We start from the raw sequence: 17,913 nt of genomic DNA on the forward strand, positions 1-17,913 counted from the left end.
ATATCGTGTGGAATATTAAACGATCCAGCTCTCTTATTACTACTTTTGTTATAAGTTATAGGTAGTAAGTCGTATGCTTAGTTCCTGTAAATACAGGACTTACGACTTACTACCTATAAACTTTCTTCTAAAAAAAGTAGCAGAAAGCTTACCCTTTGTTAGTGCTTGTCACACGATTTGTCAAAGAACTAAAAATTGTAATTACTAACCATATTTTAAATCAAAGATTATGCACACAATGAAATCTTTACAACTTTTAGTCGGTCTTGTTGCTCTATTACTGACCACCCAATTAACAGCCCAAAACGGATGGACAACTTGTAATACAACAGCAGGTATCTTAAATGGTACAACTTCTGATGTTTTTGCGACAGACACTACCCCCGTAGCTGTTTTTACAGTTACCCCAGGTCCTACAAGTACTATACCCACGACTGAATTTGTAATTATTCTTAGAGATAGTATGGCTAGTGATACCTTAGGTGATGCTATTATTGGAACAAGTATAGACGGTCGTGTAGCTCCTTCAGCCTTAGGTTTATCGGTTGGAGATACCTTTACGATTGCTCCTTTTTCCTATGACATTCAACAAATAAAATTAGCTTTACATGGCATTTTAACGGGTACTGTTCCTTTTGTGGGATCTTGCTGTAATTTACTCGATTTGCAAGCTCCAGTTCCTGGAATTTGTGATTCGCTCAATGCTGCTGGTATTATGGATAGTAGCGATGTGAATAACATCAATGATTTATTGGTATTTTTAAGTGCCTTTTCAGGAGGAGGATCTACTTCTTTGCGTGGATTAAACGCCGTTCTATTTGCGATCAATGCTCAAATGGGTACCTTATCTAATGTTGGTTGTACTAGTGGTGTAAGTGAAATTTGTTATGCAGCAGACTCTTTGGCTAGCAGCCACGATCACTTTGCAGTGACTACTATGGTTAACACCACGAAACTAGCCAGTACAAATAGTTTACAAGTAGTTGTTAGCCCTAATCCATTTATGCATCATATTTCTACTGGTATTCTTTCCAAAGTTGGCGGGGAGCACATCATTCAGGTATTGGATGCGACAGGAAGAACGGTCTACCACGAAATAAAAACATTGGCAATTGGAGAGCAAACAATAGGTCTACATCTAGGTAATTTACCAGCTGGTTTGTACTACCTACAAGTGACCGATAATACTAATATTGTTACTCAGAAAATTATCAAGCGATAAACTGAATTCCGTTATTCATTATAGATAGTTAGAAGGTGTGCTTAATATTAGGCACACCTTTTTTATATAGAATCATACATCTAGGTTTAGAAGAACCTCCTTGAATGCTTCTAACGTCATGGGTTTGTATTCTAATTTTTCAAGGGTTTCACTTGCCAATAAAGTTCTACTAGCAACTTGAGTTTGACCATTTTGGTCCAAATAAAAAGAAACCACTTGCATAGCTTTGTCCTTTGGGATATTATTAAACGTATACCAACGTTGTAAATTTTTATAGCTAGGATAGCCGCTCATAACAGAAGCAATATCCTTAAAAACTAAATAAGTTGTTGTTGCTTGTGGAGAAACAGGTAATTCAAAATTTTGACAAATTAACGCTTCTTTGGTACGGCTAGGAAAATAATCACAATTGATCCAGTTCCCTAAGTTGGCCGTCTGAAAAACATAGCCTACCTGTAGTTCCCATTTTTTCTTTTCAGCCAATAACTTTTTGTGTGCCTCATAAGCCTCTTCTAGTGAATTCACCCCAAACTCCTGCATTTTAGCAGCATAAAAATCTTTATTAGCATAAATTTTTTCCTTTAATTGAAGTGCTCTAACTTCTTCTAAACTGCCAACGTTATACATAACAGGCAACGCCAACAAAACCGCCTTTTCCCCCTTTCTCCATCTTATATAATTCGTGTCTTTCTTCTCATACGCCAAGGTTATAAACTGCTGGTTCATTGCTTTGAGGGTAGGATAATTTTCTAAAAACTGAGCTAATGCTATTGAATCAATAGCGCAACGCATTGGCATATAAAATTGAATGTATTTTAACAAATGCTCTCTTTTTTTAGCCTTCTGAGCCTCTTCAAAAGTATTAACGGCATAAGTTCTTTGACAGGCTTCTTTTTCTCGCTTATTATAATGGGCAAATAGGTTCCCAATGTCCTTATTCTTACAAGCATATTCAAAATTAATAGAATCAATTCTTCTCAATTCAGCATCCCAATTATTGATTGCCAAGCGGTATTCCTGTTGTAATTTTTCTTTTTTGGTCGTATACAATTTAACTTCTTCAAGATACTTTTTGTGTTGTTCTTGTTGTCGAGCCAACCATTCTTTTTGTGTCTGAATGTGATCTTGGATATTTTGCAAACGATCTTCGTTCTTTTGTTTGAGCGCAGCCTTTCGCTTGGGAGTTCTAAAAAATTGTTTAATCTTACAAACAAAAGAGGTACAAGGTTCATTAACCTCTGCACTAACCGTCTTCATTTGCTGCTGCCAAAACTTTAACTTAGTTGTATCAATAGGATCTGGTGTTTGAGGCTCCATTAGATCTTCAGACAAATCCCTTGGTGCTGCTCTGCTTAAATAACGTTTGCTTCTACGGCTTTCTATCTCGCTTGGGCTCATATTCCTTCTGCCGTAATAATAGCGTTCATCTGCTGTTGAAAACAATTTCTGCTCATTATAAAACGGCTGGCTCTCAATCGCTCTAGGATTATTAATTGCCAACGGTTCAGGATTTACCCAATTGATGGTTCGAGCAGCCGTATCCGCATAAAATAATTTCATACGCCCATTTGGTTTCTTACTAGGCACATTTACCGCTAATGTTTTCCCTTCTTTTAGCCTTACTGGCTGTCCATTTGCAGAAGCTTCTATTTTGACCATCCCCCCAGTCACCAAACGTTTGCCATTGGAGGTTGTACTCAAACCATTTAGAATCATATCTGATTTTTTATAAGCTTCTCGTATTTTTAAGACAACAGCCGTTCCCTTGGGAACATCAAACGCATCCTTTGGTATATACAACTTCGTCCCCTGCTTGGTCGTTAAATAGCGTTCAACTGCTGGCTGTTCCAAGGTATAAGAAGGCACTTCTGCACGCAACTTTCTTAAGATTCTACTGTTTCTTTGCTGTTGCTCTGTATAGCCTAACCGAGCTTTGTTGCCAACCAATAAAATCTCTACTCTCCTATTGCGCCTTCTCCCTGCTTCATATTCATTAGAAGCCAAGGGCTCTTGCTCTCCCAATGCCTCTAGGCTTATTCTTGCTGTTGCAATTCCCCCTTGCTCTAGCATTCGTTTTACTTCTTCGGCTCTCATTTGGGATAACGCCATATTAGAAGTGCTCGTTCCAGTATTGTCTGTGTGTCCTTTTACAACGAGTTGATGATTGGTCCAAACTTGTGCTTGTTGGATAATAGAATCAATTGACTGTTTAGCTTCTTCTGGCAGTTCACTCTTTGCGGTTTCAAAGTGAAAAGCATATTCTAGTTGTTCATTTTGGGCAAAAAGCGGAAGGCTACTGCTCCAGAAAAACAGCAATAAGATGCATACATACTTCATAGGTAACAATATTTAGTGGATAAAATAAGGCTTAACACATCGTGTATCCAGCACCATACTAGAGGCTACGCATTGAAAAAAAATCATAGCGAATAGCAGTTGGGTTTGATTCATTAAAAATCAAAAAACATCGATGTTCTTTTATGCTTTATCCAACAAAAGGTAATCGGTGGTGGGCATATTATTTTGTTGAATTTCCAGATCTGAAGTATTGATTAATGGTCTAGCAAATGAAAGGTAACTCCTTTCTTATTTTTTTTTGGCAATAATCCCTACGGCACTCAAATGGCTTTCATATTTTTTAAATATCTTTCGCATGGAGAAAATTTGACTACGTTCGTAAGGATGTGTCAGTATATTAAAACCTATTTTCAGAGCCCTCAAAAATCCTTCATCCTCTATTATTCGTCGAGGTTCCAAGAGGTGCATCGGACTAGTAGAAATAGTTACCACCTCAAACCCCTCTTTTTCTAATAAGAGGCTCCATTCCAAACTAGTGAGCGGACGAGCATTAACCTTTATTACAGTTGCTAATGCTCTTTGTATTTCCGCTTTTACGGTTTCTGGAATATCATTTGGAGCTAAACTTAACTCATGGATGCCATAAAGCCCTCCTGTTTTTAAAATTCGAAAGGCCTCTTGAATAATTGCTGACTTACGATGATCGGCCTGCATCGTCAACATTGCTTCTCCAAATACTTTAGTAGCACTATCCTTCTCTAAGGTTGAATGTGCAGCATTACCAATAATAATTTGTCGCCTAACTCCACCAATAGTTTTCCTCAAACTAGCAGCAGCAGCTTCATTAAGTTCGACTCCCTTATACGATTTGGGATTTTTTGTCAAAGCAATAGAAGCTGTAAATCCCAAACCAGGGGCAAACTCTACAATATCATCATCAGAGGTGATATGTAAATTGTCAATGAGTTTTTGAGTAAGTTCCTTCCCTCCTGGTCGGAGTACCCTTTTACCCATTTTTGCTAAGAGCCAATGCCCCTGTTGAGAATTTGTTGTTTTATTGGCCATTATTATTGCTTTAATGTGTTACGCTCTCTACTCGTGCTACCTTATCCAACTTGGAAAGCGTCAAACGAACGATACTCTCCTTATTTGCTTTCAAGTCATGTGGTACATTTCCTTCTAAGGCAATCATATCTCCTTCTTTTAAGGTTAAAATTTCTCCTTTTACCCCAAAAGCTATTTCTCCTTTTATGATTTGAACAACAATAGGGTAAGCTGTTTGATGCTCTTTCATTACTTGATTGGCATTAAAAGCAATTCGAATTTCTTTGGAAAATTTACTTTCCACTATAAGTTTAATAGCAGGTCTAGAATCGTTAAATACAATTTCTTCTAAGAATGATGCTTTTTTCATCTTGATTTACTGTTTAAGGTGTGCTAATTTGGCTTGAAAAATATAAGCAATAGAGTTTGCTCTTTTTTTGGTATCTTCTGCAACTGGTCCAACAAAATGTTCATCTATATTTTGTTCAAAGATTTTTACCCATTGTTCAAAGTGTTGAGATTTTATGGGCAATGAAATATGAGCGGCAAAAGGGTTTCCCTTGTAGGTTCGTTTTCCCAAAATCAATGTATTCCAAAACCGATACATCTTGGGTAAATGAGCCTCCCAATCCACCTGACTAAAATCATTAAATACATAGCTGAGTAGTGGATTCTTATTAACCTTTTCATAAAAAGAGTCAACCATTAACACCACATCTTTTTCAGAAGTTATATCCTTATTGTTGTTTTTCATACGTTAAAAAATTGACCGTGTTAAATTTGGTTTTATACGCCTTCTCTAAATTTGTATGCTCTTGAATGGATAAATTTAATTCGTTTGAGGTCGTAAAATTTTTAAAAAAAACTTGTAAATAAACATTTTCAGCTTGTCCAACCCATCGTCGCTCTCCTTGATGATAACTCAATTTTGAAAATTCCTTTCCATTAAACACAATCAAACTATCGGTTAAACTTATACTACGTTTATCCTTGACAAAAGATCCATTTACAGGCAATATATCCCTTATGTCTGCTTCATTGTGGGCATAAACATTCCAACCATGATCTTCTGTAGCATCTGCTTTTGGAACACCAAAATTAATCGCTTCTTCTACTCCCTTGGTTTTGCATTTATGCTTATACATGGTAATCGTAGAATCCGTTTTATTCTTAAAAAAAAGCACATAAACAATACCATTTTCATCCTGACCAATCCATTTGTTCTCGGTTTTATTGTAGGATAATTTTTGCATGGTATAATTAGTACTATACACGGTTCCCTCCATTTGATATACAATACGGTCTGGATAAAAAGTATGAACAGATTGCTGTGTGCTCCCCATTAATTGAAATACCCAATGATAATCTCCTTCTAAACTGAATTGGTCAGAATGAAATTGTTCTTTAAATTTTTCAACTTCTTCGTTTGAGCTTATGTGGGTGCAAGCAGATAGATGGATACCTAAAATTATATAGAGTAAATATTTCATTTTATTGTCTTTATTTAGATTAAATACAAATATGACATTATTAAAATTCCCGCTCCATGATTTTAATCACTCCCCTAGCTGATTGTTGTTATTTAAATAAGGGTGCCTTAGATTTTCCCAAAGTAAGGTCAAATGCCATTAATTCCATTCTTGACAGTCAAAAAGTCATTTTGTCAGTTTGTTTCGGGGTGGAATAAGATTTGGTAAAAGGAAATCATTGTTATATGTAAATTATTCACTCAAAAAATAGAGACAAGCATGCGAAAGGGCAGTATTTCTGTAGAAACGGAAAATATATTTCCAATCATTAAGCAATTTTTATATTCTGACCAAGAAATATTTTTGCGTGAGCTAATTGCTAATGCAACAGATGCAACTAGCAAACTACTTACCTTAGCTAGACGTGGCGAAGTAGAGCAAGAAGTTACCGATACTAGAATTAGAGTAATCATCGATGCCGACGCTAAAACATTGACCATTTCTGATCGAGGAATCGGAATGACAGAAGAAGAAGTATTAAAATACTTAAATCAAGTTGCCTTTTCTTCTGCAACAGAATTTGTAGAAAAATACAAAGAAGAAGCCTCTATTATTGGGCATTTTGGTTTGGGTTTCTATTCTGCGTTTATGGTAGCTAGCAAAGTAGACGTAATTACTAAGTCTTACAAAAAAGATAGTGTTCCTGTAAAATGGTCTTGTACGGGAGATCCAGAATATACAATCGAGGCAGTAGAAAAAGAAGATTATGGGACGGATATTGTCCTACACATCAGTGAAGATAGTGAAGAGTTTTTGCAAAATTATAGAATTGGCGAATTGCTCAACAAACACTGTAAGTTCTTACCAATAGAAATTGAGTTTGGTACTCGTACGGAATACTTAGAGGACGAAACCATCACTAAAGAAGATGGAACTGAGGAGAAAAAATCAATTGAAGTTCCTAATGTTATCAACAATACCAAACCTGCTTGGAAAAAGCAACCTTCTGAGTTGACAGAGGATGAATATCGTGACTTCTATAGAGAATTGCTTCCTTCTGGTGAGCCTCCTCTATTTTGGGTACACCTTAATATTGATTATCCTTTTAACTTAACAGGTATCTTGTATTTCCCTAAATTGGGCAATCAGTTAGAAATCCAACGCAACAAAATTCACCTATACAGCAATCAAGTTTATGTAACCGATGAAGTAAAAGAAATCGTGCCTGAGTTCTTAACTTTATTGCATGGTGTAATTGATTCTCCCGATATTCCATTAAACGTTTCTCGTTCTTACCTACAAAGTGACCGTAATGTGAAAAAAATCACAGAATACATCACTCGTAAGGTAGCAGATCGTTTGGATGAAATGTTCCGCAAAGAGCGTGAGGAATTTGACAAAAACTGGGAAAACATGAGTGTATTTGTCAAATACGGTTATGTTACAGAAGAAAAATTCGCCGAAAAAGCACAGAAGTTCATTTTATTAGAAAATGTTGATGGAGAGTATTTCACATTGGATGCTTATCAAGAAAAAGTTGGTATCAATCAAGTAGATAAAGATGAAAAAACAATCATTCTTTATACCAACGACAAAGATGAGCACGATGCTTACATCCAAGGAGCCAAAGAAATGGGCTATGATGTATTGCACATGGATACCATGATTGACGTACATTTCATCCAAGCATTAGAGCGCAAATTGGACAAAGTAAGCTTTGTACGAGTTGATTCTGATACCACTAGCAAATTGATTGCAAAAGATGAGACTCGTGAATCTGTATTGTCTGAAGATGAACAAAAGAACTTGGAAGAGATCTTCAAAAAATGTGTTACGGAGCAAGGGGCAACTGTTCAACTAGAGGCTTTGGCTCCTAGTGATTTGCCAATTGTTATTACTCGTCCTGAGTTTATGCGCCGTATGCAGGAAATGTCTGCGATGCAAGGCATGGCGATGAATATGGGCGAAATGTACAATGTAGTCATCAATACCAACCATGAAATCGTAGGAAATGTACTGAAAGGTGGCGATGAAACAAAAGCAAAACACCTTTATGATTTGGCACGTTTGCACAATGGTATGCTAAAAGGTTCTGAATTGACTAATTTCATCAAAAAGTCTGTTGACTTAATGAAATAACAAAGCATAAGATACAACAAATGTTGAACTGCGTTCTTAGTCTACACTGAGAGCGCAGTTTTTTTATTGCAACTGTTCCAAGAGCCATTTTTTTTCCAATAACTTTTGGGTCGCTTCTATTTCTGTTCGAAGTTTTGTTTTTGCTGCTTTATTAAATGGAGGAAGATTAATTAATTTCTGAGTCATCCGAATAAAATTCTTATAAATTTCTTGATGATAGGCTAAGATGTCCTTTCGCCTCAAAAAGACTTTAAAGCTATTGATAAAAGATTCTAAAACATCATACTCACTAAGCTGATAATAGACTTTTACCAATAAAACCTTGGCATCCATTGTTATAAACAACTCCTTGTAATCCACCTGTTGCAAACGAAGCATGGTTTCTTCGTATTTCCCTTGAGCAAAATAAAGCATTGAGTAGGCATTGTGAACATAGGTCTCATGATACTGCGAATCCACAAAGGTCTTATAAGTTTCTATAAACTCCGCTGTCCAATCTATTTTGCCAAGTCGCAAGGCTAATTTTGTGATGTTGTTAAAAGTAAAAGGGCTTAACATTTTATTTTCGTCAAATAAAATTCTCAGTTTTAAACCTGCATCATAAAAATCAAAGAGTTCCAATAAGTATTGATTTTTTCCTAGGTTTGATTTCTTGATACAATAATTTACAGCCAGTAAGTACAAATCTTTTACTTCTATATCCTCAAATACAGTCGTAGAATCTAAGAATGTTTTTTTAAACTTCTGGAAATACTCTTCCTCCGAATCACTATCGGTAACCGCCTGGTAATAATAATAATAAAGAGAGATAGATGGATGCTCTAATAGATCTACATTATCTTTTATATATGGTAAAATTGGCTTTAACAAACCAAAATTGTACTGTTGCTTGGCAACCGCTTGGTGTGCCAATAAGCGGCAAGCATCTTTTAGTTTTTGGGATAAAAATCGCCAATCAAGTTTGGTGCTTAGTTCTTGCAAATTTTTAGAGCGATCCCGCTGCTGTAGTGACAAAAACAAATATTGCTCAGATTCTATCTGAAAAGCCTTCTCATAATAATTAATATCCCTCAATGGGGTTTTTAATTGTTCTCGCTTTGCAATATTAAGTGCTTGATGAAAATGTTTGGACAAACCTAGTTTTCGATACTCTTCCATTAATGCAACCTGTATCTTTACCTTATCTTGTACGCTATTTTCATGCACCAAAAACTGTTCGATTACCTTTAACAAAAAAGACATGACATAATCCATTTGATCAGCACTAAATTTTTTTTGACCAAATACCTTAGGGAATGCTTTCTCTTTGCGCAACGCAATCCGATTTTCCAAAGGTGTTTTATACATCAATTCAAACAGGGCGATTACATCTTGACGCTTGTTGTGATAGGGAGATTGTACAAATTTTCGTAAGGCTCTCAACTGAGTTTTAGACAAAGAATAAAAAACATCAACTAATTTACTACTATACATTGCTCTTTTTTTTTGGGAAAAACACCTTGTAAATGTTATGGAATCACTAAAATAATGTAAAATTATTAGAGAATTGTTCTTTTTTGTCTTTTTCTTTCCAAGAATCTATGTAGATATTTGTAACAGAGAAGATGCCAACAGTGCTAAACATAAATACTTTGTTAAGAATTGTTGGCAACAACTAGAAAAAGTTTAGTTGTCTTACTTTGGTTAGGGATATGCCTAAAAACATATCCATTAAATACAGAATTTGTTGGTTACTTTCATCTAAAAATTGGAAAGGGGTTTTCAATTTTTTGAACAATTCAAGTTTTTTGAATTATTCATTCTAGATGAAGTATTAGGAGCTAAAGTTGTTATTAAGTTGGGGAACGAAAAAGACTTTAGCTCCTTTTTTTACTAAATTAAGAACTATTTTACCCTAAATAGTATGGTTTTTGTGACAACAAAAATTCATCATAAAACCACATGAATTTATGTTTTTAAATAATTAGTCCCGATTTTATATAGAGTTAATCCAAGAATACTTGTAATGCGATCTTTTGTCTAAAACAATCCCCTGAGCAATAGCTACGATTGTATTTTTCCTTGCTGAGCATCAAAAATCATAGTGTTTTCCCTATATCCTACTATCTCTACTACTGAGTGATTCTGACCTATTATCACATCATAAATTCACCGAGTCGTTGAACCTACCAATGTCCTAGTTCAACTGAGAGAATTGCTGAAGCTAAAAATAAAAGTACACATGAATAAACTAACACACAACCTCCGTTCAATTATTGTATTACTTACTTTTGTACTAAGTAGCTTTAATACCTTTGCCCAAAAAGAGGCACCAAACCAACCTAAGCCCAACCAATCGCTTACCAATACTAAAAATACAACTTCAGGAGTTATTAGTCCTGATCCTATTATTATACAAGGACGTTTAGACTTAGAAACCAATACAACCTCCACACATCAGGTACTAGAAACACCAGGGATTCGTCTAGAAATGGAGCCAGGAAGTGTCTATACGTCTATTCCTCATTCTACTGTTGGAGGCAATGGAGATAGTAATAATAGCTCTACGATTCACTGCCCCAAAATGTTTGTAGAAGTTACCATTCCTTTTCTACAAAGTTGCGTTGCATCTACTGCACAAGTTGATTATTGCAACCATGGAAATGCCGATGCTATTAATTCTTATGTTGATGTTGCATTTCCATCGGAATTAACCTTGGATAGTGCTTCTCTTCCCTACACCATTGTAGGTACGGGCTTGTATCGCTTTCAATTGGGGACTGTTGTAGACAATTCTTGCGATTTATTTTATGTGCATTTCACAACGATTTGTGATTCTAGCTTATTAAATGAAGAACATTGTATTAATGCTCATATTTATCCTGATACACTTTGCAATAGTGTCTATAGTGACTATTTATTGTCGGTAGATGGAAAATGTGTTGGTTCTAATGCAAAATTCACCGTACACAATCATGGGATGGCTGTAACGCTAGGGCAACACATTCAATATGTAATCATTGAAGATCATTTGTTGGCAGGAGGTAATCCCCTTCCATTGTTTAAAGATACGTTAGTCCTCGATAAAGACAGCACATTAGAACTTAATGTATCAGGTACTTATTCAGGTTATAGACTTAAATTGTTAGATTCTTTAGGTACTGAGTTTGCTTACTCCTCTGTCCAAAACTGTTCAGCAACTTCTAATAATTCTACAACCACCAATCACTACAATAACTTATTCTGGAACGATAGTCATTTGCCTTTTGAAAGTCAAGGCTGTGCCATTAATGGTAAAACAACAACAACAACAAACGTAGTCCCAAATTCACTGCTAGCGCCTTTGAGTAACCCAGCAGGTTCAAACAGCAATTCAAAAGAAAGCAGTAGTTCTAAATTTGAGTTATTGGAAACAGAAGAAACGATTATTCAAGTATATCCAAATCCATTTAGTCAATACGCCGTAATCAAAATAGAAGGTCCAATTGCAGATCACTTTACGTTTAGATTATACAATGCGACAGGTCAAACGGTTCAGTTCCGCAATTTAAGCGAACAAAGAGAATTTAGAATAGAGCGCAAAAATCTACTCAATGGCATGTATTTGTATCAAATTGAGTCTGAAGGGCAACTAATTGGAGCTGGAAAGGTTATTATAAAATAAATAAAATATAGAAAGTTGGTTATAAGTAGTTCGTTACTACTTCAATTCCTGCTAGTAGGGGTACTAGCAGGAGTTTTTTTTTATGCTTTTTTAGGGTGATTCAGTAGTAAATTCAATTGTTTCTTTTTAATGAAGTGAACATTGGAAGTTTTAATCTAGCCCTCATTTTAGAGGAAAAATAGCAAAAAGCGAGGTAATCAATACCTCTTGTTCTTTTTGCATTGCCCAAAAAGAACCAAAAACACTTGGAGCAATACATTTGTTTTATCCCTTTTTAGCATTAATAAGCCGCAATAAATGTTGTTTTAATGCTTCCTTTTCATCAAAAGCAATCGTCACTTCTATGGGCAACACATAGACTGATAAGTTATTTTGCTGGATATAAGAACCGTAATGGAGTAGTTTGGTAGCATCCTTTTGAGTAATTACAATCCATCGCCCTGCTGCTTGTGCTTTGATGTGCTCCAAGTCAGTTAAGCTAAAATGGTGATGATCTGGAAAACGTAGATAATTTGCAGCAACCTCTTGCCTATCCATAAACTGTTCTAGATAAGTTGTATCGGCAATTCCTGTCACAACAAGTACCTTTTCTTTCTTTAAATCTATTAATGTTTGGGTCTGCTTAACATCCACTAAATTATAAAGTGTTTGATAACTAAAATAGGAAAAAAACACTTTTTGATGCTTTAGGGGTTGAATGGCTCTAATATAACTCGCTCGTTGAGCTTCTGTAATGGATGCAGGACACTTGGTAACAATAATAAAATCGGCTCGTTGATACCCCCTTCTAAATTCTCTCAAATTCCCCGCAGGCAATACCCAATTATCAAAGAATGGCTGGTCAAATGTTGTTAACATAACCTGAACCGTAGGAGCGATCGCCCAATGCTGAAAAGCATCGTCTAATAAGATACAATTGGTGGTTGGAGCTATTGTCAATGCCTTTTGAACCCCTAAAACACGCCGTTCAGCTACAATTACAGTCGTTTTGGGGTATTTTAGTTTAAATTGCAGGGGTTCATCACCAACCTCTATAGCCAAAGCATCTAGATGTACTTCTCTAACCCCTTTGCTTTTCCTGCCATAACCACGACTAACGATTGCAGTAGAATAATCAGAAGTCAATAGTTGATGCATAAATTCTACATGAGGACTCTTCCCCGTCCCTCCCACAGAAAGGTTTCCCACACTAATAACTGGTAACTGAAAAGCCGTCTTAGTTAGAATACCTATTTTATACATCATCCGATGAATAGATACACAACAACCATAGACCAAAGCTAAAGGAAGTAATATGAATCGTTTTTCTTTCAAAAAAAATAATTTTATGTTTTAATTACGTTATTTCAAAAACTACTAAAATAATCCCTAAACTTAAATAGTTAATATATAAATAACTGAACAATAGAAATATAAAAACAAAATTTTGACAAAACTTTATTTATCAACATTTTAATTACCTGCTAATAATCCCTATCTTTAAATATTTCCACCCCATTTACCAATATTAAATAAATGTAAAATTAATGAAAACTCTAGCTACACTTTTAGTATTAATTTTAACACTCGCCGCCTTTAATCCCACTGCCAATGCAACGTCAGACAAACTCGTTGCAGTAATTCTATTGTTAGACAATGGAGACGATCAGCAAATCATACAGACCATTTATACTACGCTAATGGCTGCTGAAAAAGTTGCCAAAGTACTAGAAATAGAAATGCTTGCCCAAGATGAAGTAAATGATGATGTTTTTGTTTTTTCTTTGAAATCTGAAGCACAAAAAGATTTAACGATGAAGTTATTTGATGAAGAAGGCTATGAACTAGCCGCCCATCGTGTCCTTCAAGTTAACAAAGGCAGCTCCTATAGAGCGCTCAATGTAGAATCGCTTACAGATGGTACTTATATGTTCAAATTAACAGATAAAGAAGGTGCCGAATTAAACAAAAAAATAACCATTAAACGAGAAGAAAAATAATTCTCCATTCACATTTAAAAATAAAAATCCCCATAAAGTATAACCTTTGTGGGGATTTTTTGTCATCAACCTCTAATTTAGTTACCATAAGTTGCAAAATGCGCATCCATTGCCTTCCAAACTTCTTTAGGCTTATCTTGAATCAGCCAATGGCTGGCATCTAACTCAACCAATTGATAAGTACCTTTCATATATTGTACGGTGTCTTCAACCGCCTTTCGACCTAATGCTGTATCTTTATTTCCCCAAATCAAAGTAGTGGGCGTTTTTATAGCCGAAATATTTAGGTCTTTAGATATTTCTAGCATTTTATTCCAATTTTTTCGATAATAATGCAAACAAGTCGTCAAGGCTCTTTTTTGGCTAAACACAGACTTATATACTTCTATTTGCTCTGGCGTAGACAAATACCAGCAAGCCTCCCTTAGCCGTTTAAAATCATTGCCCTTTAGTATCATCTCAGGCAAAAAATGCCATTGGAAAACCCTAGCATATTGACTCATTTTTTTTTGAGAAGGGTCATACTTGGCGGCATTTCCCAAAGCGGTAAGATGAGGCACAGACATCGCTAACCAAGAAATTACTTTTTCGGGATAAAGTCCAACAATAGACCAACCTATTGCAGAGCCCCAGTCGTGTCCAATTAGATGAAAAGCATCAATTTGTTTGGCAGCAACAATCTCTATAATATCTTGGGCAAGTGCTTTGATGGCGTAATTGCGTACCCCTTTAGGACGAGCATGTTTGCTGTACCCTCGCAGATCTGGCGCTATACAATAAAACCCCTTTTCATGCAAATGGAGCATTGTTTCTTCCCACATGTGAGAGGTCTCAGGAAAACCATGTAATAAAATAACCGTTGGACCATCAGAAGGAACGCCTACTGTTCGGCAGGTAAACTCCAAACCATTTGCCTTTATCTGCTCAATTTTAATATCTGCCCCCATCAAGGCACAAGGTAGAATTAGCAGAATCCATATCATTCTTAAGCTCATTGATTGATTGTTTTTATACTAAAAAAACGTGTCACTAGACCAATACTGGACCGTTCTGAATAGCATTAGCACGCCAGAATTTGTTTCGATCTTCAAAATTGGTCTGTTCAGTAGGTAGTACAACGGATTTAAACAAATCCATCAAATCCTCAGGATGAGCACTAACTTGTTGGTTCCTAATATTCACATGTACGAATCGTGCCCACAAAAAGGCTTTAAGTTGCGTTCGTTTTTTGTTCCACATACGCACCTCAACATCTAAATGTTTTTGGGAAAATCCTATCAGTTGAGAATCCATATACAATTCTTCCATGGTATTAGCCGAATGGATATAAGAAATTTGATTGGTGGCAACCACCCAACCTATTCCTTGGTTTCTAGCCAAGTCAAACAAATTCAAACCATAATGTTCCTCAATTTGATCCTCTCTGGCATTCATCATATAATCAATGTATTTACCATTATTCAAATGATTAAACGGATCTGAGTCTTGAAACCTAACTTTTGCCTTACTATTGATTATCTTAGGTAAATCTTTCATAACTTTTTTATTAAATTATTGCATGAGTGCTACGCAGTTGATCATCAACTACCTTTAAATAAAATAAATTTATAACTTGCATGTTCAAATATACCGATTGGTATATTTTGAAGCAAAAAAATAGCTTATGTTGAAGCTGCTTTTATTTCTGAATGAATCATTCGATCAATAGAATCCATCATTTCAGCAACATAACGTTTATCATCTAGTGTGAGTGTCATAAAAACACTCCCTTGAATCATTGTAAACAATCGTCTCCCATAATGGTCTGCATCTATATCTGCTTTTATTTCTCCTGCTTGTATCCCCGCCAAAAGGATGACGACCATGCTCTTTTCTAGCTTATGAATGACCGTTCGAACCCGCTCTAATAAGCGCTCATTTTGGTTATTCGCATCGACCCCTATATTTAGAATGGGGCAACCACCGTTGGGTACGGTAAACTTTAAATAGTTTCTGTAAAAATCAGTAATGGCAAACAACTTTTCTAAAGGCGAATTCTTTGCTTCAACCTTTGCAGAAACTTGGTTCATTACCTTTCGGACATTATAATTAAAAGCCTGAATCGCCAATTCTTCCTTATTTTCAAAATTACCATAAATCGCTCCTTTTGTCAGACCAACCGCATCTGTAATCGCTTTCATACTCGTCCCCATATAGCCCTGCTTATTAAAAATAGGCGCAACTTTTTCGAGAATATAAAGACTTGTTTCAGCAGATTTTCGAGCCATTTTGAGTTTTTAATTGATAGAATAAATAAAATAAGGACTAATCTAGTGCTAGATTAAACAATATCATACAAGCAATTTCAACGATTTTATGGTCAAAATATAGACATTGAGTTTCACCTTGCCTGTCAATTGATACTACAAAGGTACAAAAATATACCAATTGGTATAATAAAATCTAGAAAAAATATACCGATTGGTATTTTTTATATTTTTTCCCATTCTTGCACCCCTCCTGGTGCATCTGGGTAATCAACACTATTTAATTCAAGTTTGGTTGCCGATTTAAGTACTATATTTGCTTTTAAGGGGGTAGAATCTGCGCTCAAGTCATACAATTGAAAATGTATGTCTCCCACAGTAGGATGAATACCTTCCCACTTAACCTGCCCATTTGTAAAATCACTACTCGTTGGTGAAAACGTAATAAAAGCACTGTCACTCTTGGGAAGAATGCGAACAATCATGCTATCTGATCGATAATCAGTACTCCATGTTCTTCTCCAATCTCCCTCCAAATCGTGTAATTCATAGCTAGTTTTATCTGGTCGACAAGCTCCAATACTAATCACTCCCAATAACAACAATAAACACTTTAATTTATTCATTTTAACTCAATATTTTTTAATAACACACAAAGGAATACGATCATAAAGGCTTATTCATCTTCTATCAAATGTGCAAAGAGGTCTTTATCTTCGGTTAATTGTTTCTTTTGTAGATTCAGATAGCATAAGAACATAATTGTTGTACAAATTAATAATAGCCAATATCCCCATTCAAAGATTGTCAACAAGTCCTCTCCTGTATAAACAACATAAATCGGTAACCAATAAATTGAAGAGCCAACTCCCAATAAAAAACAATTCATCAACCGCTGTTTTATATTCCAATAACATTGCTTAGTGCTGTATCGATAAAAAGTCACCCCCATTATTGGCAGCCAGACAAAAGTGCCTAATAACAAAAGCATCAAAATTAAGATTCTTAAATTTATTGTCCGTTCAACGATAAAAAAAGACTTTGTTACGTTCCAGTAAACTTCAAGTCTAATTTGTTCTGCAATAAAAGGACAAAAGAAAGTAATAATTCCTATAACAAAAGTCCCCCAAAAGATACGTTTCGTTTGTTTCTCTGTCATTTTATTGATCATTTTGCGCTCCATGGGCTGCCAATTATTTTGAAACTTATTCTATCGCCAAAACAGTATGTTAATTGTCATCAATTAAATGCTTTGTGATAGCATCTTCCTCCGTTATCTTATCTTGTCCATTGTACCAAAACACAACATATACACTCAAAATAGAAACACTCCACATTAGATATCCCAACAAACCTCTTTCGTCCAAATCTACCCCTCGTTCAATTACTAATCCCACGGTTACAAAAACAGGAATAACAAAAAATACAAAAAGTATTCCTCTCCAAACTTTAGTTGCTCGAATAGATAATGTTTTGGAAGAAAGAATTAATGCAATTGGAAAAAAAATAATGGGCGAAAAAAAGGCAAAATACAAATGCCAATTATCCCAGCGAATCCCATCGTTAAAAAGCGCATCTACCCCCTTTGAGAAAAAATAATACCCAGTATCTCGCATCAGAAATGGCATAAAATAACTCATTATTTGCAAGAGAATAGCTATAACTAAAACAAGTCGTGTTTGCTTTTTCATTAGTTATTAGATTTTGTAGGGAATAATTAGACCAGCAATAATTTTTAAATCATTACTAAAGTAAAATAGTAAAAATCCCTAACTTTGTGTGCGAAATGCAACAAACAGACAGCGAATACACTATTAATATAAATTCTCAACACTTTTAAAGCAAGCTTTTGGCGGGGGTATTTTGGAGTTCT

At 35.4% G+C, this 17,913-nt stretch carries 17 protein-coding genes; 4 read left to right on the forward strand and 13 right to left on the reverse strand.

The features are described from left to right. The first annotated feature begins 238 nt into the window (after positions 1 to 238). Positions 239 to 1,222 carry a T9SS type A sorting domain-containing protein gene (locus tag AsAng_RS19905; RefSeq protein WP_264788855.1) on the forward strand — a complete coding sequence of 328 codons (984 nt, stop codon included), beginning with the start codon at positions 239 to 241 and terminating at the stop codon, positions 1,220 to 1,222. 72 nt (positions 1,223 to 1,294) lie between these two features. On the opposite strand, the gene AsAng_RS19910 is transcribed toward AsAng_RS19905, so the two are convergent. From AsAng_RS19910 to AsAng_RS19930, 5 genes are all read right to left on the reverse strand, one after another. Next, positions 1,295 to 3,559 (reverse strand): OmpA family protein, encoded by a 2,265-nt coding sequence (locus tag AsAng_RS19910; RefSeq protein ID WP_264788856.1) that lies wholly within the window; start codon positions 3,557 to 3,559, stop codon positions 1,295 to 1,297. 249 nt (positions 3,560 to 3,808) lie between these two features. Next, positions 3,809 to 4,585: a class I SAM-dependent methyltransferase gene (locus AsAng_RS19915; protein ID WP_264788857.1), complete on the reverse strand. Its 777-nt coding sequence runs from the start codon at positions 4,583 to 4,585 to the stop codon at positions 3,809 to 3,811. 10 nt (positions 4,586 to 4,595) lie between these two features. Beyond that, positions 4,596 to 4,934: a cupin domain-containing protein gene (locus AsAng_RS19920; RefSeq protein WP_264788858.1), complete on the reverse strand. Its 339-nt coding sequence runs from the start codon at positions 4,932 to 4,934 to the stop codon at positions 4,596 to 4,598. A gap of 6 nt (positions 4,935 to 4,940) precedes the next feature. Then, positions 4,941 to 5,318, reverse strand: coding sequence for a group III truncated hemoglobin (locus AsAng_RS19925; RefSeq protein WP_264788859.1), 378 nt, complete (start codon positions 5,316 to 5,318; stop codon positions 4,941 to 4,943). Beyond that, on the reverse strand, positions 5,302 to 6,054 hold the full coding sequence (locus AsAng_RS19930; protein ID WP_264788860.1) for a hypothetical protein: 753 nt from the start codon (positions 6,052 to 6,054) through the stop codon (positions 5,302 to 5,304). The genes AsAng_RS19925 and AsAng_RS19930 overlap by 17 nt, the downstream gene beginning before the upstream one ends. Before the next feature lie 258 nt (positions 6,055 to 6,312). Here AsAng_RS19930 and htpG point away from each other — a divergent pair, with 258 nt between their 5' ends. Then, a complete protein-coding gene (gene htpG / locus AsAng_RS19935; RefSeq protein WP_264788861.1) occupies positions 6,313 to 8,172 on the forward strand; it encodes a molecular chaperone HtpG in 1,860 nt (619 codons plus the stop codon). Between the two features lie 63 nt (positions 8,173 to 8,235). On the opposite strand, the gene AsAng_RS19940 is transcribed toward htpG, so the two are convergent. Next, complete coding sequence (locus AsAng_RS19940) at positions 8,236 to 9,645, reverse strand: hypothetical protein (RefSeq protein ID WP_264788862.1); 1,410 nt, start codon at positions 9,643 to 9,645, stop codon at positions 8,236 to 8,238. A 748-nt stretch (positions 9,646 to 10,393) separates the two neighbouring features. Between AsAng_RS19940 and AsAng_RS19945 the strand changes: the two genes are divergently transcribed. After that, complete coding sequence (locus tag AsAng_RS19945; RefSeq protein WP_264788863.1) at positions 10,394 to 11,815, forward strand: T9SS type A sorting domain-containing protein; 1,422 nt, start codon at positions 10,394 to 10,396, stop codon at positions 11,813 to 11,815. A 264-nt stretch (positions 11,816 to 12,079) separates the two neighbouring features. On the opposite strand, the gene lpxK is transcribed toward AsAng_RS19945, so the two are convergent. Beyond that, the gene (lpxK, locus tag AsAng_RS19950) at positions 12,080 to 13,129 is read right to left on the reverse strand and encodes a tetraacyldisaccharide 4'-kinase (protein ID WP_264788864.1); all 1,050 of its coding nucleotides are present in this window, start codon (positions 13,127 to 13,129) and stop codon (positions 12,080 to 12,082) included. A gap of 212 nt (positions 13,130 to 13,341) precedes the next feature. Here lpxK and AsAng_RS19955 point away from each other — a divergent pair, with 212 nt between their 5' ends. Beyond that, positions 13,342 to 13,794, forward strand: a complete 453-nt coding sequence (locus tag AsAng_RS19955; RefSeq protein WP_264788865.1) for a T9SS C-terminal target domain-containing protein — start codon at positions 13,342 to 13,344, stop codon at positions 13,792 to 13,794. Between the two features lie 77 nt (positions 13,795 to 13,871). Here AsAng_RS19955 and AsAng_RS19960 read toward each other — a convergent pair whose 3' ends face one another. The 6 genes from AsAng_RS19960 to AsAng_RS19985 form a co-directional block, all read right to left on the reverse strand. Continuing rightward, positions 13,872 to 14,789 (reverse strand): alpha/beta fold hydrolase, encoded by a 918-nt coding sequence (locus AsAng_RS19960; RefSeq protein WP_264788866.1) that lies wholly within the window; start codon positions 14,787 to 14,789, stop codon positions 13,872 to 13,874. A gap of 34 nt (positions 14,790 to 14,823) precedes the next feature. Continuing rightward, entirely contained in the window at positions 14,824 to 15,330 is a 507-nt protein-coding gene (locus AsAng_RS19965; protein ID WP_264788867.1) for an acyl-CoA thioesterase, read from the reverse strand. Between the two features lie 125 nt (positions 15,331 to 15,455). Further along, on the reverse strand, positions 15,456 to 16,061 hold the full coding sequence (locus AsAng_RS19970; RefSeq protein ID WP_264788868.1) for a TetR/AcrR family transcriptional regulator: 606 nt from the start codon (positions 16,059 to 16,061) through the stop codon (positions 15,456 to 15,458). A 203-nt stretch (positions 16,062 to 16,264) separates the two neighbouring features. After that, the gene (locus AsAng_RS19975) at positions 16,265 to 16,666 is read right to left on the reverse strand and encodes a hypothetical protein (protein WP_264788869.1); all 402 of its coding nucleotides are present in this window, start codon (positions 16,664 to 16,666) and stop codon (positions 16,265 to 16,267) included. A gap of 50 nt (positions 16,667 to 16,716) precedes the next feature. Next, a complete protein-coding gene (locus AsAng_RS19980) occupies positions 16,717 to 17,199 on the reverse strand; it encodes a hypothetical protein (protein ID WP_264788870.1) in 483 nt (160 codons plus the stop codon). A gap of 70 nt (positions 17,200 to 17,269) precedes the next feature. Next, on the reverse strand, positions 17,270 to 17,731 hold the full coding sequence (locus AsAng_RS19985; RefSeq protein WP_264788871.1) for a hypothetical protein: 462 nt from the start codon (positions 17,729 to 17,731) through the stop codon (positions 17,270 to 17,272). Positions 17,732 to 17,913 lie beyond the last annotated feature (182 nt).

It is taken from the genome of Aureispira anguillae (genome assembly GCF_026000115.1).
GTDB classification, from domain to species: domain Bacteria; phylum Bacteroidota; class Bacteroidia; order Chitinophagales; family Saprospiraceae; genus Aureispira; species Aureispira anguillae.